17 protein-coding genes and 1 tRNA gene are annotated in these 24117 nt (G+C 48.7%); 11 read left to right on the top strand and 7 right to left on the bottom strand.

Going from position 1 to position 24117, the window contains the following annotated elements; all coding sequences use genetic code 11:
• Positions 1-64: 64 nt before the first annotated feature.
• Together prlC and rsmJ are read left to right on the top strand one after the other, a co-directional pair.
• Positions 65-2107: an oligopeptidase A gene (prlC, locus tag ACKPVM_RS11805; protein WP_409309243.1), complete on the top strand. Its 2043-nt coding sequence runs from the start codon at positions 65-67 to the stop codon at positions 2105-2107.
• Positions 2104-2859, top strand: coding sequence for a 16S rRNA (guanine(1516)-N(2))-methyltransferase RsmJ (rsmJ, locus tag ACKPVM_RS11800; RefSeq protein WP_409309242.1), 756 nt, complete (start codon positions 2104-2106; stop codon positions 2857-2859). The genes prlC and rsmJ overlap by 4 nt, the downstream gene beginning before the upstream one ends.
• Positions 2860-2996: 137 nt before the next feature.
• On the opposite strand, the gene gdhA is transcribed toward rsmJ, so the two are convergent.
• Positions 2997-4340, bottom strand: coding sequence for an NADP-specific glutamate dehydrogenase (gene gdhA / locus ACKPVM_RS11795; protein WP_409309241.1), 1344 nt, complete (start codon positions 4338-4340; stop codon positions 2997-2999).
• 306 nt (positions 4341-4646) lie between these two features.
• Entirely contained in the window at positions 4647-5084 is a 438-nt protein-coding gene (uspA, locus tag ACKPVM_RS11790; protein ID WP_409309240.1) for a universal stress protein UspA, read from the bottom strand.
• 730 nt (positions 5085-5814) lie between these two features.
• Here uspA and uspB point away from each other — a divergent pair.
• A complete protein-coding gene (uspB, locus tag ACKPVM_RS11785) occupies positions 5815-6150 on the top strand; it encodes a universal stress protein UspB (protein WP_409309239.1) in 336 nt (111 codons plus the stop codon).
• Between the two features lie 126 nt (positions 6151-6276).
• Here the strand turns inward: uspB and pitA are convergent, their stop codons facing one another.
• On the bottom strand, positions 6277-7782 hold the full coding sequence (pitA, locus tag ACKPVM_RS11780) for an inorganic phosphate transporter PitA (protein ID WP_409309238.1): 1506 nt from the start codon (positions 7780-7782) through the stop codon (positions 6277-6279).
• 288 nt (positions 7783-8070) lie between these two features.
• Here pitA and ACKPVM_RS11775 point away from each other — a divergent pair, with 288 nt between their 5' ends.
• Complete coding sequence (locus ACKPVM_RS11775; RefSeq protein WP_409309237.1) at positions 8071-9276, top strand: BaiN/RdsA family NAD(P)/FAD-dependent oxidoreductase; 1206 nt, start codon at positions 8071-8073, stop codon at positions 9274-9276.
• A 370-nt stretch (positions 9277-9646) separates the two neighbouring features.
• On the top strand, positions 9647-11242 hold the full coding sequence (locus ACKPVM_RS11770; protein ID WP_409309236.1) for an EAL domain-containing protein: 1596 nt from the start codon (positions 9647-9649) through the stop codon (positions 11240-11242).
• A 121-nt stretch (positions 11243-11363) separates the two neighbouring features.
• Here the strand turns inward: ACKPVM_RS11770 and ACKPVM_RS11765 are convergent, their stop codons facing one another.
• The 4 genes from ACKPVM_RS11765 to ligB all read right to left on the bottom strand — a co-directional run bounded on the left by ACKPVM_RS11765 (position 11364) and on the right by ligB (position 16324).
• On the bottom strand, positions 11364-11945 hold the full coding sequence (locus ACKPVM_RS11765) for an Ail/Lom family outer membrane beta-barrel protein (RefSeq protein WP_409309235.1): 582 nt from the start codon (positions 11943-11945) through the stop codon (positions 11364-11366).
• Positions 11946-12450: 505 nt separating this feature from the next.
• Positions 12451-12527 (bottom strand) — tRNA-Pro (locus tag ACKPVM_RS11760).
• Between the two features lie 129 nt (positions 12528-12656).
• Complete coding sequence (gene eptB / locus ACKPVM_RS11755) at positions 12657-14336, bottom strand: kdo(2)-lipid A phosphoethanolamine 7''-transferase (RefSeq protein WP_409309234.1); 1680 nt, start codon at positions 14334-14336, stop codon at positions 12657-12659.
• Positions 14337-14629: 293 nt separating this feature from the next.
• On the bottom strand, positions 14630-16324 hold the full coding sequence (ligB, locus tag ACKPVM_RS11750; protein ID WP_409309233.1) for an NAD-dependent DNA ligase LigB: 1695 nt from the start codon (positions 16322-16324) through the stop codon (positions 14630-14632).
• A 369-nt stretch (positions 16325-16693) separates the two neighbouring features.
• Between ligB and gmk the strand changes: the two genes are divergently transcribed.
• The 6 genes from gmk (at position 16694) to ACKPVM_RS11720 (ending at position 24107) form a co-directional block, all read left to right on the top strand.
• Complete coding sequence (gene gmk, locus ACKPVM_RS11745; protein WP_409309232.1) at positions 16694-17317, top strand: guanylate kinase; 624 nt, start codon at positions 16694-16696, stop codon at positions 17315-17317.
• A 54-nt stretch (positions 17318-17371) separates the two neighbouring features.
• Positions 17372-17647 (top strand): DNA-directed RNA polymerase subunit omega, encoded by a 276-nt coding sequence (gene rpoZ, locus ACKPVM_RS11740; RefSeq protein ID WP_409309231.1) that lies wholly within the window; start codon positions 17372-17374, stop codon positions 17645-17647.
• An 18-nt stretch (positions 17648-17665) separates the two neighbouring features.
• On the top strand, positions 17666-19765 hold the full coding sequence (gene spoT, locus ACKPVM_RS11735; protein WP_409309230.1) for a bifunctional GTP diphosphokinase/guanosine-3',5'-bis pyrophosphate 3'-pyrophosphohydrolase: 2100 nt from the start codon (positions 17666-17668) through the stop codon (positions 19763-19765).
• A 21-nt stretch (positions 19766-19786) separates the two neighbouring features.
• Positions 19787-20479, top strand: coding sequence for a tRNA (guanosine(18)-2'-O)-methyltransferase TrmH (trmH, locus tag ACKPVM_RS11730; RefSeq protein ID WP_409309346.1), 693 nt, complete (start codon positions 19787-19789; stop codon positions 20477-20479).
• Positions 20479-22560 carry an ATP-dependent DNA helicase RecG gene (gene recG, locus ACKPVM_RS11725; protein WP_409309229.1) on the top strand — a complete coding sequence of 694 codons (2082 nt, stop codon included), beginning with the start codon at positions 20479-20481 and terminating at the stop codon, positions 22558-22560. The genes trmH and recG overlap by 1 nt, the downstream gene beginning before the upstream one ends.
• A gap of 158 nt (positions 22561-22718) precedes the next feature.
• Positions 22719-24107 carry a nucleobase:cation symporter-2 family protein gene (locus ACKPVM_RS11720; RefSeq protein WP_409309228.1) on the top strand — a complete coding sequence of 463 codons (1389 nt, stop codon included), beginning with the start codon at positions 22719-22721 and terminating at the stop codon, positions 24105-24107.
• The last annotated feature ends 10 nt before the right edge of the window (positions 24108-24117 follow it).

The raw sequence follows: 24117 nt of genomic DNA, 5'->3' as shown, positions 1-24117 counted from the left end.
GATTGGCACCTTATCTTGTCGGTCTGCGCCCAACAAGACCATACACTACTATCAGGACCGCGCTATGACGAATCCATTACTGACATCATTCACTCTGCCCCCATTTTCCAGTATTAAAATTGAAGATATCGTTCCGGCGGTTAAAGCTGCGCTCGCGGAATGCCGTCAAACCGTAGAACGCGTGGTGGCACAGTCAGATGATTTCACGTGGGAGAATCTTTGCCAGCCACTGGCTGATAGTGACGATCGCCTCAGCCGTATTTTTTCGCCGATCAGTCATCTGAATTCTGTCAAAAACAGCCCGGAATTACGTGCTGCCTATGAACAATGTCTGCCTTTGCTGTCCGAACACAGCACCTGGGTTGGTCAACATGCCGGTCTATACCAGGCGTATCGCAGCCTGAGAGACAGTAACCATTACGCCGCACTGAGCGTGGCGCAGAAAAAATCCATCGATAACGCACTCCGTGACTTTGAATTGTCCGGCATCGGCCTGCCCCCCGAAAAACAGAAGCGTTATGGCGAAATCGCCGCCCGATTGTCCGAGCTAGGCTCGCAATACAGTAATAACGTGCTGGACGCCACGATGGGCTGGAATAAGCTGGTGACAGACATTGCCGACCTCGACGGTATGCCGGAAAGCGCGTTAGCCGCAGCCAAAGCATTAGCAACGGCAAAAGAACAGGAAGGTTGGCTACTGACGCTGGATATCCCCAGCTATCTGCCCGTCATGACGTATTGTTCTAATCAGGCACTACGTGAAGAGATGTATCGCGCCTACGGCACCCGCGCCTCCGATCAGGGGCCAAACGCCGGTAAGTGGGACAACAGTGAGGTCATGGCTGAAGAACTGGCTCTGCGCCACGAACTGGCCCAATTACTCGGTTTTGACAGCTACGCTCATAAATCACTCGCCACGAAAATGGCAGAAAATCCACAGCAGGTCATCGACTTTCTCAACGATCTGGCAAAACGTGCCCGTCCACAAGCAGAAGAGGAACTGGCTCAACTGCGTGCCTTTGCAAAAGCAAATTATGGCGTGGATGAACTACAACCGTGGGATATCACCTATTACAGCGAACAGCAAAAACAGCATCAATACGCCATCAGCGATGAGCAACTACGCCCTTACTTCCCGGAACAACGGGCGGTGGCAGGTCTGTTTGAAGTCGTAAAACGCATCTATGGTATTACGGCCAAAGAGCGTAAAGATGTGGATGTCTGGCATGAGGATGTTCGCTTCTTCGACTTGTTTGATGAAAGTGGCGAACTGCGTGGCAGCTTCTATCTCGATCTCTATGCCCGTGAACATAAGCGTGGCGGAGCCTGGATGGATGACTGCGTTGGTAAGTTGCGTAAAGGCAACGGCGAGCAGCAAAAACCTGTCGCCTATCTCACCTGTAACTTTAATGGCCCGGTCAATGGCAAGCCAGCATTGTTCACGCACGATGAAGTCATCACGCTGTTCCATGAGTTCGGCCATGGCTTGCATCACATGCTGACACAGATTGATACCGCAGGCGTCGCGGGTATCAACGGCGTACCGTGGGATGCCGTTGAGCTGCCAAGCCAATTCATGGAGAACTGGTGTTGGGAACCTGAAGCACTGGCCTTTATTTCCGGTCATTACGAAACCGGCGAACCCCTGCCACAAGCGCTGCTTGATAAAATGCTGGCAGCAAAGAACTATCAGGCAGCGCTGTTTATCCTGCGTCAGCTAGAGTTCGGTCTGTTCGATTTCCGTTTACATGCCGAATTTGATCCTGCCAAAGGGGCACAAATTCTGCCGACGCTCGCTGAAATCAAAGCACAGGTCGCCGTGGTGCCAAGCCCAAGCTGGGGTCGATTCCCTCATGCGTTCAGCCACATTTTCGCTGGCGGTTACGCCGCAGGCTACTATAGCTACCTATGGGCGGACGTGCTGGCGGCCGATGCCTATTCCCGTTTCGAAGAAGAAGGCATTTTTAATCGCGAAACCGGTCAATCCTTCCTGGACAACATTCTTACCCGTGGTGGTTCCGAAGAGCCGATGGCGCTGTTTAAACGCTTCCGTGGCCGTGAACCTAAACTGGATGCGATGCTGGCACATTACGGCATTAAACAATGAGTATCTGCCTCATCGCAGAACAAGGCACCGATAACGGTGCCTTATCTTTGTTAGCCGCACGCTGGGGGCTGGTTTCTGATCCAGCCGCTATCATGGCGCTGGTGTTGACGCCAGAACGGTTGGAATTGCGCAAACGGGATGAACCCAAACTTGGCGCTATCTACGTCGACTTTGTGACGGGACCAATGGCACACCGACGTCGTTTCGGCGGTGGTCGCGGTGAAGCCGTCGCTAAAGCGGTAGGGATCAAAAAGGATTATTTGCCAGATGTGGTTGATGCTACAGCGGGATTAGGCCGTGATGCCTTTGTTTTGGCGGCGTTAGGCTGCCGCGTTCGCATGTTAGAACGCAACCCGGTTGTTGCAGCGCTGCTGGATGACGGACTGAAACGGGGTTATCAGGATGAAGATATCGGCCCCTGGTTACAAGACCGGCTCACGCTACTTCACGCATCAAGCCTGACGGCGCTGGGGAGTATCACTCCGGCACCTGATGTGGTGTACCTCGACCCAATGTTTCCCCACCGGCAAAAAAGTGCATTAGTCAAAAAAGAAATGCGGGTATTTCAATCATTGGTCGGCCCGGATGAAGATGCCGATGCCTTATTGGAGCCGGCACGAACGCTGGCAAAGAAACGCGTCGTCGTGAAACGACCAGACTACGCCCCGCCACTGGCCGGCATTCCTGCGCAATCAACGCTTGAAACCAAAAGCCATCGTTTCGATTTTTATTTGCCGCTGTCATCATGCTGATGCCAATGATCATATATGCCCTAACTCATTCAAGTTTCAGGAAGCTTGAATGAGTTAGGGCATATCAGCATTAACGTCTTTTGATCAGATAACCTGATCAAAAGACAAGCACTCACAGAGCGTTAAACGTCGTCCTGTTACACCACGCCTTGCGCCAACATAGCATCCGCCACTTTCACAAACCCGGCGATATTGGCACCGCGAACATAGTTCGTCTGGCTGTCTTCACCACCGTACTGCACACACGCACTGTGAATATCCAGCATAATGCGATGCAGACGAGCATCCACCTCTTCGGCTTTCCACCCCATACGTGCCGCATTCTGGGCCATTTCCAGACCTGACGTTGCCACACCGCCCGCATTGGCGGCTTTGCCCGGTGCAAATAGTACACCTGCATCCAGAAACGCGTCCGTTGCCGGGATCGTCGTCGGCATATTTGCCCCTTCCGCTACGGCCTTGACGCCATTTTTAATCAGCGTTTGAGCGGCAGGTAAATCCAGCTCATTTTGCGTCGCACAAGGTAGTGCGATATCAACAGGAACATCCCACGGCGTTTTCCCCGCCAGATAGGTCAGGTTCGCCTCACGCGCGTAGTCTTCTACACGACCATAGCGCTGGTTCTTAATGTCCTCCAACAGCGCTAACTTCTCTGCCGTAAAGCCATTTTCATCCACTACCGTGCCATTAGAATCCGATGCCGTAACAACGCGAGCGCCCAATGCCATGGCTTTTTCAATTGCATACTGTGCCACGTTGCCCGACCCCGACACCGCAACGCGCATCCCTTCAAAACCGAGCCCATGACGTTTGAGCATAGCTTCGGTGAAATAGATCAGGCCGTAACCCGTGGCTTCAGGGCGAATCAGACTGCCGCCGAAAGAAAGCCCTTTACCGGTAAAAATACAAGAGGTGTTATTGGTCAGTTTTTTCATCATACCGGTCATGAATCCAACTTCACGACCACCTACGCCAATATCGCCCGCTGGCACATCGGTATCTGCGCCTAAATGACGATACAGTTCCGTCATCAATGCCTGACAGAAGCGCATCACTTCACCCTGGCTCTTCCCTTTAGGGTTGAAATCAGAACCCCCTTTCCCACCGCCCATCGGCAAGGTTGTCAGCGCATTTTTAAAGGTTTGCTCAAAACCCAGGAATTTCAGAATTGACAAGTTAACCGACGGGTGAAAACGCATCCCACCCTTGTACGGCCCGATAGCCGAACTGAACTGTACACGCCAGGCCCGGTTTACCTGCACCTGACCTTTATCATCCGTCCAGGCAACGCGGAACTGAATCGCCCGTTCAGGCTCAACCAGACGCTCTAACAGACTGTAATCCGCATAGTGGGGGTTTTGCTCCAGAAAAGGCCATAGCGTGGAAAGAACTTCGTTTACTGCTTGCAAGAATTCGGGCTGGTGCGGATCGCGTTGTTGAACAGAGTCGAGAAAACTTGCCAGAGATACAATTTGTGCCATTAACAGCTCCTGATAGAACGAATGTGTCCCCCCTTACACTTCTTATTTTTAGACACACTGAAGCTTGCGGGGTTGACGTAAATGATGTTGTGCCTTTCGGACTATAACACTGGCGATGGATATTTAAGCAAGCGTTTTCTTTTGAGATAAGCGTTATAATCCAATGGGATAGAGGATGGTTTTTCGGCTTGAAGGATGAAAAAAGAAGAAGAAAATCAACATAAGTTTTTGTTATATAACAAAAGGCATAGCCCATGAGCCATGCCTTTTGGTCTGCGAAAAAAGACGATCAAATAATGCTAATTTTTATTCGTCTTCATCCTCGCGTAACGGAACAATCAGCATATCGATATGGACAGTATTAATAAGCTGACGCGCCGACGACATCAGTTTGCTCCAGAAATCCTGATGGTGGCCGCACAGCACCAAATCCACATCGTATTTCCTGATTGCATCAACCAGTACCTGCCCCAGATCGCCGCTACCGCTCAGGGTCTCACTAATCGGATACCCGGCATTCTGAGAAAGTTCGGTTAACGCATTTTGCGTTTCTTCGGAGATGCGTTGCTGCATATCACCCAGATTGACATCAATCAGCCCGGTGTAGAGATCGGAATAATTCACATCGACGTGAATTAAAGAGACCTTCGCGTTATACGGCCTTGCCATTGAGACCGCCTTTTCCACTAACACTTTACTCTCCGGAGAAAGGTCAACAGCAATAAGGATATGTTTGTAAGCCATAATAAGACTCCTTCCGTAAAGACTAATTAATGGTCAGCAGATATTTCTCCTGCCAATCTGATACTTAACAGCTGTTTATATGATAGCACCCGGCAGTCTTACCGATATGTTCAGCAGATCACAACGCCGTATTTTAGCAAAAATCGAATCATTCATGGCGAAGTACAGCACCTTAATCCTTTCGATATTCTTTACAAGTGTAGTAGAAATCGCTCCTTTTCATAATTAAATTGCACCACTTCTCCTCTTAAAAAGGGGATTACGCTAGAGAAAATAGCTTACTGGCACGATTGTGCCTCTCCACATGGCAAAAAAAGGCGTTCATCTTCTACAATTAAAAAGGGATGGTCATTCAATGCGCCATCTTTATCAGGTAAAAACAGGTGAATAGTGATAAAAGCGTTAGCCAGCAAAACCGTACGGCTAACCGGGTACACAATAAAATCGCGTGAAAACGTGTGGCATATACCCAAAATAATTCGAGTTGCATGAAGGCGGCAAGTGAGAGCATCCCGATGAGCTTACTCAGGTAAGTGATTCGGGTGACAAATCTGCCAGGAGCAGATTTGAACGCTGCTTGCAGCGGCCCCAACGGGGCGAGGCTCATGGATGAGCCGAGTAACGAGCACAGCCAACGCACAAGCAACTTGAAGTATGACGGGTATAAATATTCGCGGGTGAATGCCGGACATAATATCTCCTGACGAATAATACCTACCGGGAGGGAAGCATGATCAGTACATTTGCGCTTTTCTGGGCTTTGTGTGTTGTCTGTATCATCAATATGGCGCGATATTATTCTTCATTACGCGTATTACTGCTGGTTTTGCGGGATTGCGATCCACTGCTTTATCAATACGTCGATGGAGGAGGATTTTTTACATCACACGGTCAGCCGAGCAAGCAAATCAGGCTGGTACGCTATATCTACGCACAGCGTTATCTCGAACATCACGACCCTGAATTTATGCGTCGCTGTGAAAGGGTGCGAGGGCAGTTTCTGCTGACTACGGCGTTGTGTGGATTAGTGGTTATCAGTTTACTTGCCATGCTGATCTGGTACTAAAACATGATTAATTTGGTAATAGCATCATGAGTGACAACGACATAACAAAAAGGCGATCCCTGACAGAATCGCCTTTTTTATTACGCTAACGAAAGAGATCCAAACGGTATCTTTCGAATCTCAATATCAGATTAGCTTTAGCGCAATCCAATACAGCGTACCGGATAACACCAGCGACACAGGCAACGTCAACACCCAGGCCAACAGAATACTTCTTACCGTTTTGCCCTGCACGCCACCACCGTCAACAATCATCGTCCCAGCCACCGCAGAGGACAAGACGTGCGTCGTGGAAACCGGCATACCGGTATAGCTGGCCACGCCAATCGACAACGCCGCCGTCACCTGCGCCGAAACGCCTTGCGCGTAGGTCATGCCTTTCTTACCAATCTTCTCGCCGATGGTCACCGCAACGCGTCTCCAACCCACCATCGTGCCCAGAGACAACGCCAACGCCACTGCGACGATAATCCAAATCGGCGCATATTCGACCGTCTGTAGCATGTCTTTACGCAGGTTACTCAGGTAACGTTTATCGTCCGTTGGCGTTTCTGGCAGCTTAATCACCCTATCCATCGTATCAGCGATACACATCAGCAAACGACGCACACGGCTACGATCGTCGGCATTCAGCTGCTCATAGCTTTTCAGATTATTCAGCAGACCCTGCGTACGTTCAATGGCAATCAACACACGAGAACTGTCGCAGTGAAACTCTTTCTGCCCATTTCCAGGAAGGGTATTTTCTGACGATGGAACCACGGGCGGAGAAAGATCGATGACATGCGCCAGCGCTTCACCATGCTGATGATAATATTCCTGTAAATTGACAACGGCATCGCGGGTACGACTGATGTCATAGCCAGACGCGTTGATGTTGACAATAAAACCGGCAGGCGCGACACCGATCAGCACCAACATAATCAAACCGATACCTTTCTGACCGTCGTTGGCACCGTGAGAGAAACTCACCCCAATTGCCGACAGAATCAGCGCGGTACGCGTCCAGAATGGCGGTTTACGTTTACCATCCTGCTTCTCGCGATCGACAGGCGTCAGGTGCACACGCTTACGTTTTTTACTGTTATTCCAGAATCGACGCAACACCCACACCATCAGACCGGCCACGACCATCCCCACAATCGGCGAGAGCAGCAACGACAGGAAAATACTGATCATTTTCGGCACGTTCAACGCATCAACAACGGAGGTATCCGTCAGTAATGCATTCGTTAAGCCGATCCCAATAATGGAACCAATCAACGTGTGGGAACTGGAAGCAGGAAGACCAAAATACCATGTCCCCAAATTCCAAATGATGGCGGCCAGCAACATGGAAAACACCATCGCCAGACCATGCGCCGAACTGACATTCAGCAATAAATCCGTGGGAAGAAGGTGAACAATGGCGTAGGCAACACTCAGGCCACCCAGCAAGACACCGAAGAAATTAAAGATACCCGCCATCACAACGGCAAATTCTGCACGCATAGCGCGGGTGTAAATAACAGTGGCAACGGCGTTCGCAGTGTCGTGAAAACCGTTAATGGCTTCATACATCAGTACAAACAACAAAGCCAATATCAACATCAGGCCGGTGTAGTAATCAAGTCCGGCAAATAAATGTAGCATAAACGTTAGGCCATTTAGTGGTCATGAACGCGGCGCATTATCGGCGACAAGCAGGGGTGGGGAAAAGGGAAATATGACTTTTTTTTGACTTAGTATGTGATGAGGTATGATGCAAAAAGCATTTAATCAATAAAAATCAAATCATTATAGATTTTTACTAAAAGACGCAAATTGTTACGCTAGCACTCGCGTTATCCGGGCACTACAATCTACCGCCCTGTGGTTAATCATCAGCAGGAAAAACCAAGCCCTAAGCCATCAGGGCACGCCTTCATCGGAGAAAATATTGTGGAACAGTTCGACGTTGTCATTATTGGTGCCGGAGCGGCGGGGTTATTCTGCGCGGCGCAGGCAGGGCAGCGTGGACTGCGTGTGTTACTGCTCGATAATGGTAAAAAAGTCGGACGCAAAATTTTGATGTCCGGTGGGGGGCGCTGCAATTTTACCAATATGTATACCGAGCCTGCGGCTTATTTGTCGCAAAACCCCCATTTCTGCAAATCTGCACTGGCTCGATATACCCAGTGGGATTTCATCAGTCTGGTAAGCCGCTACCAAATCGCCTATCACGAAAAAACGCTGGGTCAGCTATTTTGTGATGATTCAGCCCAACAGATCGTCGATATGCTGGTGAAAGAATGCGAAGACGCCCATGTGACAATACGTTTGCGTAGCGAAATCACACAGGTAGAGAAAGTCGCTGAGGCTTTCACGTTGCAATTAGCCAATGGTGATACCGTGCAAGGTACATCGCTGGTGATTGCCAGCGGAGGACTGTCTATGCCAGGGTTGGGGGCGACGCCATTTGGCTACCAGCTCGCCCAAAGATTTGGGCTCAATGTTTTACCCACACGAGCCGCGCTGGTGCCATTTACATTACATAAGCCCCTACTTGAGCACTTACAAACGTTATCGGGCGTCTCGGTTCCTGCTTTGGTGACCGCTGAGAATAGCGTGACCTTCCGCGAGAATATTCTGTTTACGCATCGTGGCCTTTCTGGCCCAGCAATACTGCAACTCTCCAGTTATTGGCAGCCCGGTGAATTTGTCTCCATCAATTTGCTTCCCGATCGGAATTTGAGCACGCTACTGGATGACGAACGCATAGCCCACCCCAATCAGAGCCTGAAAAACACGCTGGCACAGTGGCTTCCCAAAAGGTTGGTTGAATGTCTACAAACATTGGGGCAACTGCCAGATGTCACACTGAAGCAATTGAACCTCGCTTCACAGCAGCAGATTACAAGCAACATCCAACAATGGCGGGTGCAACCTAACGGTACAGAAGGCTATCGGACTGCGGAAGTTACGCTGGGCGGTGTAGACACACACGAGTTGTCCTCCAAAACCATGCAAGCCAATAAGGTTCCAGGGCTTTACTTTATCGGTGAAGTCGTCGACGTGACCGGCTGGCTCGGCGGCTACAATTTCCAATGGGCATGGAGTTCCGCCTGGGCCTGTGCGCAAGCGCTGCCCTGTGGCACAAACCCATAACTTTGTCAGACTTAGTTTCTCTTATCACTTCAGTTGGGACATCTGCCACATCGTGTGGCATCCCGTGCCTAAGACCTCACCACCGCCTCCTCGCACGTTATACTTAATTTATACAACGTCACCAATGCGATGACGGGCTCAAACTCAGACGTCCATGATGTCAACACAATGGGTAAACCATTTTTGACACATCACCGGATGAGTGATGCGAAAAAATTCTTTCAGAACAACGATTGAGACAAGAATGTTGAATTTAAACCAGCGGCGTATTAAGAATACGTAACATTTTTTTTCGCATCGACAAGCTTGTTACCGCGACCGACTCACGTATCCTCGCAAAGGACATGGAGCCGCCCAAAAGGAGATGCGGATGAAATTAAGAGAGGGCGAACGTCGGCATAAAGGATTGCCGTTATTAATCGCCGGGGTTTTACCGCTACTACTCGGCGTACTGTTCACATTTGTGGAATCTCGAATAATGGTCAAACGTGACCTAGAGTCCACCGCCTTGATCGCTTTGCACTACGCCGAAAATATTGCTTCCCGCTCCTGGCAGATGATCGATTATCTACAACGTTTCAAGGGCCAAGATTGCAACCAGATAAGCCCAGAGCTACAGCGGATGAGTGCCGTGTTCTCTTATTTTCGCTCCCTCGGTATTACGCATCATGCCAATATTTACTGTTCATCAATTTTGGGCTATCAAAACACGCCCATGGCGGCGTTGTTACAACACGCATTACCAACGCCGCGAGCGGAAAAATGGGGTATTTCTGTCGCACACTCGGTAAACGTTAAAGATCGGCCGATGATGTTATTTGCTCAGATGCCAACCGCTGGCGGCTATGGCACCTACGTGACGATTGATGCTCAATATCCGATTGATTTAATGAATGCGGTTGGCAAGGCGCGAGGCTATCAATTTACGCTAACGCTGGGAAACGGCGATCCCATTCAGGTTGGCCCGGAAATTAAAGCGGTATCAGGCTTATTTTCCACATCCAAAATTGACGTTCTCTCAGAAAAACTCCCGATGTCCATCCGCGCTATCGCCCCCGCAGATGAGTCTATTCGCGCCTGGAAACAGGTTTTTTTCACTTTCCTGCCGATGTCGATCATTTTGTCATTATTCTTTACCGCCACTATCTGGTATCGGCAAAAACGAAAGCTGCTATTTCGTGATGAAATAAAAAAAGGGATCGAAAGAGGCGAATTCTCTGTTTACTACCAGCCGCTTTACGATACAACGACACAGACCTGCAACGGCGTGGAAGCACTTATGCGCTGGCGGCAGAGTAATGGACAATGGATAAAACCCGATATTTTTATTGCTGCCGCAGAAAAGGAAGGAATGATTATTCCCATCACCCAGCATTTATTCAAACTCGTAGCAGAGGATATTACTGGCTGGCAAGTAAAACCTGGATTCCATTTAAGCTTAAATGTCGCGGCAGAACATTTACAGCATCCTTGTTTTATTTCAGACGTATGCGCGTTTAAAGACGAAGTTTCGGCCCATCAGTTCAACATCACGCTAGAGTTGACAGAACGCAGCCTGATAAGTAATGGACCCGAGGTCATTCAGCGTCTGCACCAACTGCGTGAGAATGGATTCATGATAGCCATTGATGATTTTGGTACTGGCCATTGCTCGCTCTCCTATCTACAAAATTTTCCATTGGATTATCTGAAAATCGATCGCGGCTTTGTTAGCGCAATTTCGTCGCTGGATGAAGAGGCGCCAATACTTGATGCCATCATTAATTTGAGCCATCGTATGAATCTGACGATGGTTGCAGAAGGAGTTGAAACCCTACAACAGCTTACTTATTTAAAGCAAAGCGGTGTCATATGGATACAAGGCTTTCTCTATGCTAAACCCATGGATAATCATTCATTAATTGTCTGGCTGTATTATAACGGTCAAAAATCACTTGAAGTAATTAATAACCAGCAGCATCAATGAAGCGCAACAACATCACAGCGAGCCTTATATCACTACTCCCCTATTTAGAGTTGTCCCAGTGAGTCCGGAACAATAAAGCCCGTAAACGTGCCGATTATCGGCACGTTGTAAAAGCAACACGTCAGAAACGATAACCTACGCCAACATTGAAGCCGTCAACGCGCGTATCGTAAATTTTTGTGCCTTCATAACCGATATCAATTGCCCAGTTTTCAATTGGAGTGATCTGAATACCTGCGCCATAGGCAAAGCTGGATTTTTTCTTACTACCAGACTCGCGATATTCATCGCCCTCTTCCCAACTGGATTTACCATATCCGATACCAGCCATCCCATAAATACTGACAATGTCATTGAAACGATAAGAAGGACCAGCCATTAAAGAGTAATATTTAAACCGATAAGTATCACTACTTTCGTTCTGATAATATTCCGTCTTTTTATCACTAACATAAGTCAGTGACCCAATAACGCCAAGCGCTGAGTCACCTTGATAATGATATTTGGCGGTTATGCCTTTCAGATCCTTAAAATAATCTTCTTTCGCCTGAGCGTAGCCCAATGATATGGTTTGCGTTGCTTGAGCGGCAGACATTCCCATAATACAAGCGATCAGCGTGGAGAATAACAGCGTTGTCTTTTTCATAGTCAAAATATCTTCCATGTCTGAGTAGTAGAAAGGTTTGAACAATATTACCTTCATATACCGTTCATATTTTTCGCGCACAAAGTTACATTTAACAACACCACAGTAAAGTAAATTATATTTACCAGACAAAATTAAAAAATTTGTTTTTTACATTTAAAACAGACAGATAAAATAAATCACGTATAAAATTCAGACAATAAAACACGCTTATTTAAGAGGATTCCGAAGTTATATCAAAAGTGAAATATACGGAGACAAGATGAACTCAATATCCCTTTATTCATTAAGTTTATTTAAATAGAAGTAGCAAAAATAGCGAGTCTATAGACAATAAATAATCGTCAATCCGACAGATTATGAACTTCTCACTCACTATTCGTATTAATCTGAAAAAACGCTATTTCGGTAATTTACCTATACCAAAAATCATCCGAGTTGCGTGAAGACGGCAAGAGAAGGTATACCGATAGATAACAGGCAATAAAAAACCCGCCAATCCAAGCAGGATGCGGGTTTCTTATCTTTTCCGGTGGTATCCGATACCTACCGAAAGTGAATTTGGTCGGTGAGAGAGGATTCGAACCTCCGACCCCTTCGTCCCGAACGAAGTGCGCTACCAGGCTGCGCCACTCACCGAGTGCGGCGCATATTACTGCTAGCCTATTGAAGCGTCAATCCCTTTTTAGAAAAAGGATTACGCGTATTTATCACGCTTTCTCTCTGCGATTCTCAGCCTTTAATCGACCTCCCTGTCGACGATCTCGGTTAACTGGATGGCCTATTGCACCAGTTATTCTTCGGGTTGATGCCACCATCAGGCGATGTATATCCCAGACACCCCAAAATCGTGTCAAACAACTCTTCATGGCGATGAACTTTGCCTATCCTCTGCTGGGCTTTTAGCTGATCAAACGCATTGGAATTACTCGGTTCTGCCAGAAATTTATCTGATGCCCAAACCATCATAGGAGAACGGAACTGCTCCGGCGGGGCCATATGACGCGGAGTACCATGCAGGTGATAATTATCATCAATAGATTCACCATGATCGGAAGCGTAAAACACCAGTGCTTTTTTATCTTTCACCTGATCGATAACCTGTTTAATAAAGTTATCGGTATACAGCACGCTATTATCGAATGCATTAATCAATTGTTCACGGGAACATGATGCATCGACCCCCATACATTCCGGTTGGTAACGGGCATAGCTGCGAGGATAGCGCATGGAATAAAGATAATGTGAGCCTTTAGTATGTAGCACAATCAGGTGTTTACCTTTAGGATAGCGCGCTAACGATGCTTTAACTTCATTCACCAACAGCATGTCATCCACTGACTTACCATCATTTTGCTTTTCTGACGCAATCATTTCACGGAATGAATAGTTATCCGCTTCAATACTATTGTAAAACCACACTTCGCTTTGCATCGCAAAAAGCTCAGAGGTAAACCCAAGTTCTTTCATTACTGCGAAAATATTTTGCTCTTTCAACGTTCGCTGGGGGTTATCTTCAGTCCCACCCTCACGCACGAACATGCAGCGCATGGACAGTTTGGTTGAGGTGTCACAAGACTTGCCGCGGAAAGCAACAAGGTTACGCTCTTTAGATAAAGACGGCGTCGTATCGCGTTCATATCCCAGTAATCCCATATGATCCCAGCGGGTTGTTTCACCAATAATGAAAACCATATAGGTATCTTCAATCCCTTTTGGTGGAACGTACGTAAAATGTTTACCTGGATCGAAGAGATTTGAAGAGTCCTGACTTTCGTCATATTTGGTATAAGCAAATAACCCTAGTGCCGATATCCAGTTAGAGGGAAGGTAGGAATGAGCCACCACACCGCCATAGCTGGGGAGATCAACATTAGAAAGCTTTTCCGACATCGACTGGACCTTGTCCATATAACGGATAGGTAACCAGACAAGTGCGACTACCGCCACCAGAACGGCCAGCGGCATCAGACGATTCCCGGGGGAAATCAGTTGTTCAATCAGTGTATGGCGCTGCGTATTTTTCCAAATCAGGAACATCGGCAAAACACTCACCAACATCATCCATAGAACAAAGTGTAAGCCAACAACCTCTTTGGAAAGATCAATGTCCGTTGTCATGACCGCAGCAATAATACCGTAGCCAATAACAACGTTAAAAAACGTCATGTAATAGCTGGCAGCGACGGAAATCAGCACTAATAGTGACGCGACAACGCGGTAAAAATGACGCCCACCAAGCGAAATTATCCGCATCAGGAAAAAGGTGAACAGAACGCAGGCCATCAGTTCTATCAACGCAGGAATAAACATCGGTATCGTTCTACCAATAGGAAGCGATATCGCATCAAATCGTCGATAAAATACAGAAATATTGAGGAAAAAGCCGATATAGATTGCCAGGACAAAAGATAATTTCTGGTGTGATAAAGAATGAACAAACTTCATTGCAACAGGTGCTCCAGCAAAACTTATTTTATTATCTGAAGCTATACGACAACGGCGCTATGCCGTAGTTCAAACGGCAAACACGATGTATTTTCCTTTTAAGTAAAATAATCCACCGAAAAAGACGATAAATAAGACAATAAACAAAACAAAAAAACATTTGAAAGAATAAAAGTCCATCACGCAAGGCTATCAAAATCTCCCCCCATAAGAGGGTTGCAATCCCGAGGTATGGTCCCGAGCATAAGAAAACGACACCTCGTACGACATAAAAAACAATATTTATCAAATAATTATATTTTTATACCTTCACGGCTCAATCTGGCGACAAACTCGACAATGATGGGATGTTGTAAAAAGGCCATAATTTCTTCAGCACGTTTAGCACCAATACCCGAAAATTGCTGCCATTGTGATACGGTTCGCTGTTGTAACTGCAACCAATCAACATTCTCCAGCGATTTTCTTGCCGACTGGGGTACGGGTATCCCCAGAGCCAATAGCCAGCGCGATAACGGTTGGTGACGAGCCGTTTGCAGCCGCGTGTAAATCCTATCCGCTCGCTTTTCGCCTATCCCTTCTACGGTTCTTAGCTGCTCAACCGTCAGAGTTAGCCAAGATAAAACATCACTTAACATACCTTTCTGTACCAACCGCAGCCATATTCCTTCACTTACGCCGCGTAAATTCAGCCCATGCTCACCACTTAACCAAGATAATCGGGCAACCAATTGCTGTTGACACATCAAACCATATTGAAAACAACTGAAAGTATGAAAATTGCGCGGAGAAGGCGGGAGGATCGATGAACGCTCTGTCACGCGCCACACCACCTCATCCAACCGGGGAATACCATGGCCGGCCAAACTGACGTTAACCTGATCGCCCGGTAACACATCCCACTGTTTCCAACGAGACAACGAACCGACGTTTACCCGACGAACAGACTTATCGTCCAGTTGTAGCGGGTTAATATTAAGCACCGCCGTGATTTTCCCCGTCCTCCCAATAGAAAATTCAACGCCATTCACTTCAGCTATCTGTTGTACCAGCGGATATTTCCAGGCAATGGCCCACTCGGCTGGCGTGTTATGCCAATAGCGCCCCGGCAATTCGTTATTCTGCCGCATCACCACACCATCGGTCACAAAAGGCAAAGGTTTCCGATACCAGCTATCTCGCCAGGCTTTTGCATCTTCGAATGAAGAAATTCGATGGGTATAATCCGCGACAAGGCCAAACCCCATGTTGCGTAATGCATTAAGGCGTTCAGGCATAGAGGCGGGGCCATCTGGCCATGCCCAAATAAAAATGCCGATGCGCTGGAATAGGGGTGAAACTTGGCGGCGCCGCATTTCCCCGGCAACGATAGCTCGGGCATTAATCCCACCTTGTATTTGCTGTCGATGATCGGTCACGTTAAGGAAAAGCTCACCTTGCAACACCATCATTTCCGGAGCGTGCTCTATCATTTGTGGAATGCTCGAGATCGCGCGGATTTTCTCCGTCCAGTCTTCGCCTTTTAAACCATTTCCCCGGCTGATGGCCGATACCATTTTCCCATGCCGATAAACCAGCGTAACCGCTACGCCATCTATTTTTGGTTGAATCCAGAGGTCGCGGTGTTGCGCTATCCACTGAGACAACCATCGACGATCGGATACTTTCCTTAAACCAGTATGCGCCACGGGATGCGTTTGCTTGCCGTCATCTGGCAACCTGATGTGATGAGGGACAGAATCTGGTTGAAAACAGCGCTGCCAGCGGCCCAACTGCTGCCGGAGTTGGTCATAGACGCCATCATCAATCTGACTTTGCCCTAAGCGATAATATGCGTCATCCCAGTGTTCTAGTTGCTTACGTAACGTATCAATTTCTTTCTCCGCACGAGGCGCTGACCAATCAGGGCAGCCAGGTGCCGCGAACGAGACACCACAAAACAACCCGAACAAGAATAGTGTGAGTAATCGCCTGAATCCGCCATCCATACCGACTCCCTTCCCTTAAAAAGAATCGTAATAAAGCGCAGTTGCTGGCGTAAAACGAGTATGGAGGTGAGAGAATGAAACGCACTGCGCAAAATGATTTACGATTTGCAGTGTGGTTAAAAAAGATAGGAATCAGCTACGCAAATTAAATGAAACAAATTGTCAGAGTGGCAGGCTAGTGGCATAAGGAATGGACAGCCAACAAGGCTATTTATCGTCGCGCGACTGATGGCATATCAATGTGTATAATAGGGGAATGTGGCTCCGTCGCATTTGTATCGACACGCTTTCAACACTCAAAGCATTATTGAGTGGCTGACTGAAAAGCGGTGGGTATATTTCAATCATCGCAATGAATAAAATTTCACTATGGCTCAAGGCACGTTATATATCGTTTCCGCTCCCAGTGGGGCCGGGAAATCAAGTTTAATTCAAGCGCTATTAAAAACGCAGCCGCTTTATGACACGCAGGTATCAATCTCACATACCACGCGTTCCCAAAGGCCGGGAGAGCGTCACGGCGAGCATTATTTTTTTGTCTCGATCGATGAATTTAAACGTATGATTCAGGAAAAGGCATTTCTGGAATACGCCGAGGTCTTTGGCAATTATTACGGAACATCGCGCCCCGCGATTGAACAGGTATTAGCGACAGGTGTTGATGTCTTTCTGGATATCGACTGGCAGGGCGCTCAGCAAATTCGTACCCAAATGCCACAGGCCCGCAGTATTTTCATTCTACCGCCGTCAAAAGAAGAGTTGGCGCGCCGTCTGCGAGGACGTGGACAAGACAGCGATGAAGTGATTGCCCGCCGTATGTCGCAAGCTGTAGCTGAAATGACGCACTACGGCGAGTATGATTACCTGATTGTGAATGATGATTTCGATCTGGCATTACTCGATCTGAAAACCATTATTCGCGCCGAACGTCTGCGTTTAAGCAGGCAACAGGTTCGGCATGATGCATTAATCACCAAACTATTGGCAGACTGACGCCTCTTTCAGTATGATGCCCAGTCATTTTATTTCCTGTGGAGTAGCACATTTATGGCACGCGTAACTGTTCAAGACGCTGTAGAGAAAATTGGTAACCGTTTTGATCTGGTGTTGGTCGCTGCTCGTCGCGCCCGTCAAATCCAGACTGGCGGTAAAGAGCCGTTGGTTCCGGAAGAGAACGACAAGTACACCGTGATCGCACTGCGTGAAATCGAAGAAGGTCTGATCAACAACCAGATTCTGGATGTTCGTGACCGTCAGGAACAGCAAGAGCAGGAAGCCGCAGAGATTCAGGCTGTCACCGCGATTGCTGAAGGCCGTCGTTAATCACACCACGAGTCGCCCTTGTACATTTTTGAAAGCCTTAATCTGCTGATTCAGCGTTATCTGCCTGAAGATCAGATCAAACGTTTACAGCAGGCTTACTTAGTTGCACGTGATGCTCACGAGGGGCAGACTCGCTCCAGCGGTGAACCCTACATCACACACCCTGTTGCCGTCGCCTGTATTCTGGCAGAGATGCGTCTTGATTACGAAACGCTGATGGCAGCACTGTTGCATGATGTTATAGAGGACACCCCCGCCACCTATCAGGACATGGAACAGCTTTTCGGTAAAAGCGTTGCTGAACTGGTAGAAGGCGTTTCCAAGCTGGACAAACTGAAGTTCCGCGATAAGAAAGAAGCACAGGCTGAAAACTTTCGCAAAATGATCATGGCGATGGTGCAAGATATTCGCGTCATCCTGATCAAGCTCGCAGACCGTACCCATAACATGCGTACGCTGGGTTCGTTGCGTCCGGATAAACGCCGCCGCATTGCCAGAGAAACGCTGGAAATCTATAGCCCGCTGGCACATCGACTGGGTATCCATCATCTGAAAACCGAGCTGGAAGAGCTGGGTTTTGAGGCGTTGTATCCGAACCGTTATCGCGTGATTAAAGAGGTCGTCAAGGCCGCGCGCGGTAACCGCAAGGAAATGATCCAGAAAATCCTGTCGGAAATCGAAGGTCGATTGACCGAAGCCGGCATTGCCTGCCGCGTCAGCGGTCGCGAAAAACACCTGTATTCCATCTACTGCAAGATGCACCTGAAAGAACAGCGTTTTCACTCCATCATGGATATTTACGCGTTTCGGGTGATCGTAAAAGAGTTGGACACTTGTTATCGCGTACTCGGTCAGGTTCATAGCCTGTACAAACCGCGCCCTGGTCGGGTAAAAGACTATATCGCCATCCCTAAAGCCAACGGCTATCAGTCGTTGCATACGTCTTTGATTGGCCCGCACGGCGTGCCAGTTGAAGTGCAAATTCGCACCGACGACATGGATCAAATGGCGGAAATGGGTGTCGCCGCACACTGGGCTTATAAAGAAGGCGAGAGCAGTACCACCGCTCAGGTACGTGCTCAACGCTGGATGCAAAGCCTGCTGGAGCTCCAGCAAAGTGCCGGTAGCTCATTCGAGTTTATCGAGAGCGTGAAGTCCGATCTCTTCCCTGATGAAATGTACGTCTTTACGCCGGAAGGTCGCATTGTCGAACTTCCCGCTGGTGCGACGCCCGTCGATTTCGCCTACGCGGTACACACCGATATCGGCCATGCGTGCGTCGGTGCCCGAGTGGACCGGCAACCTTACCCGTTATCTCAATCACTGAGCAGCGGACAAACCGTGGAAATCATTACCGCCCCCGGAGCCAGACCAAATGCCGCCTGGCTGAATTTCGTTGTCAGCTCTCGTGCCCGCGCCAAAATCAGGCAGATGCTGAAAAATTTGAAGCGCGATGATTCCGTGAGTCTGGGGCGACGCTTGCTAAATCATGCCCTTGGCGGCGGTCGTAAATTGTCAGACATTCCGGAAAAAAGCATTCAGCTTGAATTGGAAAGAATGAAGCTTGCGACGTTAGACGATCTAATGGCTGAAGTCGGTATGGGCAACGCCATGAGTGTGGTCGTAGCCAAAAATTTACTCAACGAGCAATCCCAGTTAGGTCATTCCGGGCTACGCAAGCTGCCGATTAAAGGGGCAGATGGCGTCATGCTTTCCTTTGCGAAATGTTGCCGCCCTATCCCTGGCGATCCCATTATTGCCCATGTCAGCCCTGGTAAAGGGTTGGTGATCCATCATGAATCCTGCCGAAACATTCGTGGCTATCAGAAAGAACCTGAAAAGTTTATGGCGGTTGAATGGGATAAAGTGACCGAGCAAGAATTCATTGCCGAGATCAAAGTGGATATGTTTAATCATCAGGGTGCATTGGCTAACCTGACCGCCGCGATCAATGCCACAAATTCCAATATCCAAAGTATCAATACGGAAGAGAGGGATGGTCGTGTGTACACGGCATTTATCCGCCTCACCACGCTTGACCGCGTTCACTTGGCGAATATTATGCGTAAGATCCGCATTATGCCGGATGTGATAAAAGTTAACCGTAACCGAAACTAACCACAGCTGAAAATAAATGTGATGACCCCTCAACGTTATGCACGCATAAGAGAAATGCTGACTTGCCGTCAGCCGGATCTGACGGTTTGCATGGAGCAAGTGCATAAGCCGCATAATGTTTCCGCTGTCATTCGTACCGCTGATGCCGTTGGCGTTCACCAAATTCACGCGGTATGGCCCTCCAGCCGCATGAAAACGTTGGTATCTTCTGCCGCGGGGAGTAATAGCTGGGTTGACGTCAAAACACATCACACCATTCATGACGCCGTCAACCATCTAAAATCAAGCGGTATGCAGGTTCTGGCGACACATCTGTCGGCGCAGTCTGTCGATTTTCGCGAAATAGATTACACTCTCCCAACCTGCATTTTGCTGGGGCAAGAAAAAACCGGTATTACCGCTGAAGCATTGGCGCTGGCTGACCGGGATATCATTATTCCGATGGCCGGGATGGTGCAATCACTCAACGTTTCTGTCGCCTCAGCCTTGATTTTATATGAAGCTCAGCGACAACGTCAGATAGCAGGCATGTACCAACGAGACGATAGTCCGTTGTCGGAAGAAGACCAACAGCGTCTGTTATTTGAAGGGGGATATCCAGTGCTGGCTCGCGTCGCGAAACGCAAAGGGCTCCCCCGTCCTTATATCGATCACCAAGGCCAAGTCGTTGCCGATGCCCCTTGGTGGGCGGCCATGCAAGCGCTGGAGTTTTGATGCAAGATCGCCTGCTGCATACCCAACCGCTGAGCACCCTTGCTGGCGTGGGAGCCAGTCAGGCCGCCAAGCTTGCCCGACTCGGACTGGAAACCGTTCAGGATTTATTATTCCATCTGCCATTGCGCTATGAGGATCGCACCCACCTTTACGCCATTGGCGATCTTCTCCCTGGCATGTATGCCACTGTGGAAGGCGAAGTTTTGCGTAACGACATCACCTTTGGCAGTCGTCGTATGCTGACCTGCCAAATCAGCGATGGCAGCGGTGTCCTGACCATGCGTTTCTTCAATTTTAATGCCGCAATGAAAAACAGTCTGACGCCGGGTCAGCGGGTTAGTGCTTATGGTGAGATCAAACGCGGCAAAATTGGGGCTGAAATTATTCACCCAGAATACCGAATACAAGGTGATAGTACCCAGGTTGAATTACAAGAATCCCTCACGCCGGTTTATCCCACAACGGAAGGTGTTCGTCAGGCAACGCTGCGCAAGCTGACCGATCAGGCACTGGCGTTGCTGGATGCGCATCCCATTGATGAATTGTTGCCGGAAGCATTGAGTCGCACGCTTATCAGCCTGCCTGAAGCTTTACATACGTTGCATCGCCCACCACCTGACATGCAACTCAGTGAACTTGAGCAGGGTAAACACCCAGCACAACAGCGTCTCATTGTGGAAGAACTCCTGGCGCATAATTTGAGCATGCTTGAGGTTCGCGCGGGTGCACAACGTTATCAGGCACTACCGCTCCTCGCCAACGACCATCTTAAACAACGTCTGCTTACCAACCTACCTTTCTCTCCGACACAGGCGCAAACGCGCGTCACCAGCGAGATAGAAGCAGACATGGCAAACGGCTTTCCTATGATGAGGCTGGTACAGGGCGATGTAGGGTCGGGTAAAACACTGGTTGCGGCTCTGGCCGCGCTACGTGCTATCTCAAACGGTAAGCAAGTCGCGCTAATGGCCCCGACAGAACTGTTAGCAGAGCAACATGCGAATAATTTCCGCCAGTGGTTTGAACCACTTGGCATCGAAGTAGGCTGGCTGGCTGGCAAACAAAAAGGGAAAGCCCGGCAAACACAGCAAGATGCGATTGCCAATGGCCAGGTTGCGATGGTGGTCGGCACACACGCCATTTTTCAGCAACAGGTGAAATTCAACGGGTTGGCATTAGTCATCATCGATGAACAGCATCGCTTTGGCGTTCATCAACGTTTGGCACTATGGGAAAAAGGTGAAGAACAAGGGTTTCATCCCCATCAATTAATTATGACCGCCACGCCGATTCCCCGTACGCTGGCGATGACGGCATACGCTGATTTAGATACCTCGGTAATTGATGAACTACCACCGGGAAGAACCCCTGTAAGTACCGTCGCCATCCCAGACTCTCGCCGCAGTGATATTATCCAGCGCGTTAACCATGCTTGTCAGCAGGAAAACCGACAAGCCTATTGGGTGTGTACGTTAATAGAAGAGTCCGAATTATTAGAAGCACAGGCTGCCGAAGCCACTTGCGAAGAACTCAAAACCGCACTACCGGATCTCAACGTTGGTTTGGTTCATGGCAGGATGAAAGCTCAGGAAAAGCAGGCGGTCATGCAGGCCTTCAAACAGGGTGAACTACAACTGCTGGTCGCGACAACGGTTATTGAAGTCGGCGTCGATGTACCGAATGCCAGCCTAATGATTATTGAAAACCCTGAGCGATTAGGGCTGGCACAACTTCACCAGCTACGCGGTCGAGTGGGCAGAGGTGCTGTTGCCTCACACTGTGTGCTACTTTACAAAACCCCGCTCAGCAAAACGGCACAGAAGCGCTTGCAAGTGTTGCGCGATAGCAACGATGGCTTTGTGATTGCGCAACGCGATTTGGAAATTCGCGGCCCAGGCGAATTATTGGGTACACGCCAAACCGGTAATGCCGAATTCAAAGTGGCTGACCTGTTGCGCGATCAAGCATTAATTCCGCAGGTTCAGCGCACTGCCCGCCACATTCATCAACATTATCCAGATCATGCCAGAGCATTGATTGAACGTTGGTTACCAGAAAGAGCCCGTTATACCAACGCCTGAACCTTGTTTCGATATACCCCCACGCCAATAACCCTTAAATTAACAAGGTATTATTCCCCAGATAAATTTCATATGAAAAACCGCATTTAGCAAACGTTTGCTTTTACCCAAGAGATCATTAAAATGCCTTCTTTGCCACTTCAGATACGTCAACAATTATGACCGTCACCACGGATATCCCTCAGCCAGATCTGGCACCTGCGCCTAAACGCAGTGAATTAATCTATCGGTTGGAGGATCGACCGCCTCTGCCACAAACATTGTTTGCCGCCTGCCAGCATTTGCTGGCGATGTTTGTCGCAGTGATTACACCAGCCATGCTGATTTGTCAGGCATTAGGGCTACCCGCTCAAGACACGCAACACATCATCAGTATGTCGTTGTTTGCCTCCGGTCTTGCCTCTATTTTGCAGATTAAAACCTGGGGTCCAATCGGCTCAGGTTTGCTCTCAATTCAGGGCACCAGTTTTAATTTTGTTACTCCATTAATCATGGGGGGACTCGCGCTCAAAAACGGCGGAGCAGATGTTCCCACCATGATGGCGGCCTTGTTCGGTACGCTGATGGTGGCCTCCTGCACAGAAATTGTGCTTTCCCGGTTTTTACACCTCGCGCGCCGCATTATCACCCCGCTGGTATCGGGGATTGTGGTCATGATTATCGGTCTATCGCTCATTCAGGTTGGATTAACATCTATCGGCGGCGGCTATGCGGCCATGAACGACAATACCTTTGGCGCACCGAAAAATCTGTTATTGGCGGGGATCGTGCTGGCCGTCATTATTATATTAAACCGCCAGCGTAACCCTTACCTGCGCGTGGCCTCGCTGGTGATCGCCATGGCTGTCGGTTATCTGGGTGCCTGGATCATGGGGATGTTGCCAGACAACACGCCAGCGGCAGAAAGCTCACTCATTATGGTGCCGACACCGCTGTATTATGGATTGGGGTTTGACTGGAACCTGTTGATTCCGTTGATGCTGGTCTTTATGGTGACGTCACTGGAAACGATTGGCGATATTACCGCGACTTCCGACGTATCAGAACAGCCCGTCAGCGGACCACTGTACATGAAACGTTTAAAAGGCGGTGTATTGGCAAACGGCATGAACTCCTTCCTGTCTGCGATCTTTAATACGTTTCCAAATTCCTGTTTTGGTCAAAACAACGGCGTGATTCAATTAACTGGTGTCGCCAGTCGCTATGTGGGTTTTGTCGTTGCATTAATGCTGATTGTTCTGGGTCTGTTCCCGGCAGTCAGCGGCTTTGTACAACACATCCCTGAACCCGTGCTGGGCGGTGCGACTATTGTTATGTTTGGCACCATCGCCGCATCCGGCGTTCGTATCGTCTCTCGCGAGCCGCTGAATCGCCGTGCGATTATGATTATCGCATTATCTCTGGCGGTAGGACTCGGCGTGTCACAGCAGCCATTAATTCTGCAATTTGCACCAGACTGGATGAAAACGCTGCTTTCTTCTGGTATCGCAGCAGGTGGCATCACCGCTATCGTACTAAACCTGATTTTTCCTCAGGAAGAAAAATAACGTCAGACAG

Source organism: Pectobacterium hainanensis, assembly GCF_046237015.1.
GTDB lineage: Bacteria > Pseudomonadota > Gammaproteobacteria > Enterobacterales > Enterobacteriaceae > JBJYIN01.
The sequence above is the reverse complement of the archived record's forward strand: the minus strand, read 5'-3'. Positions and strand labels throughout refer to the sequence as shown.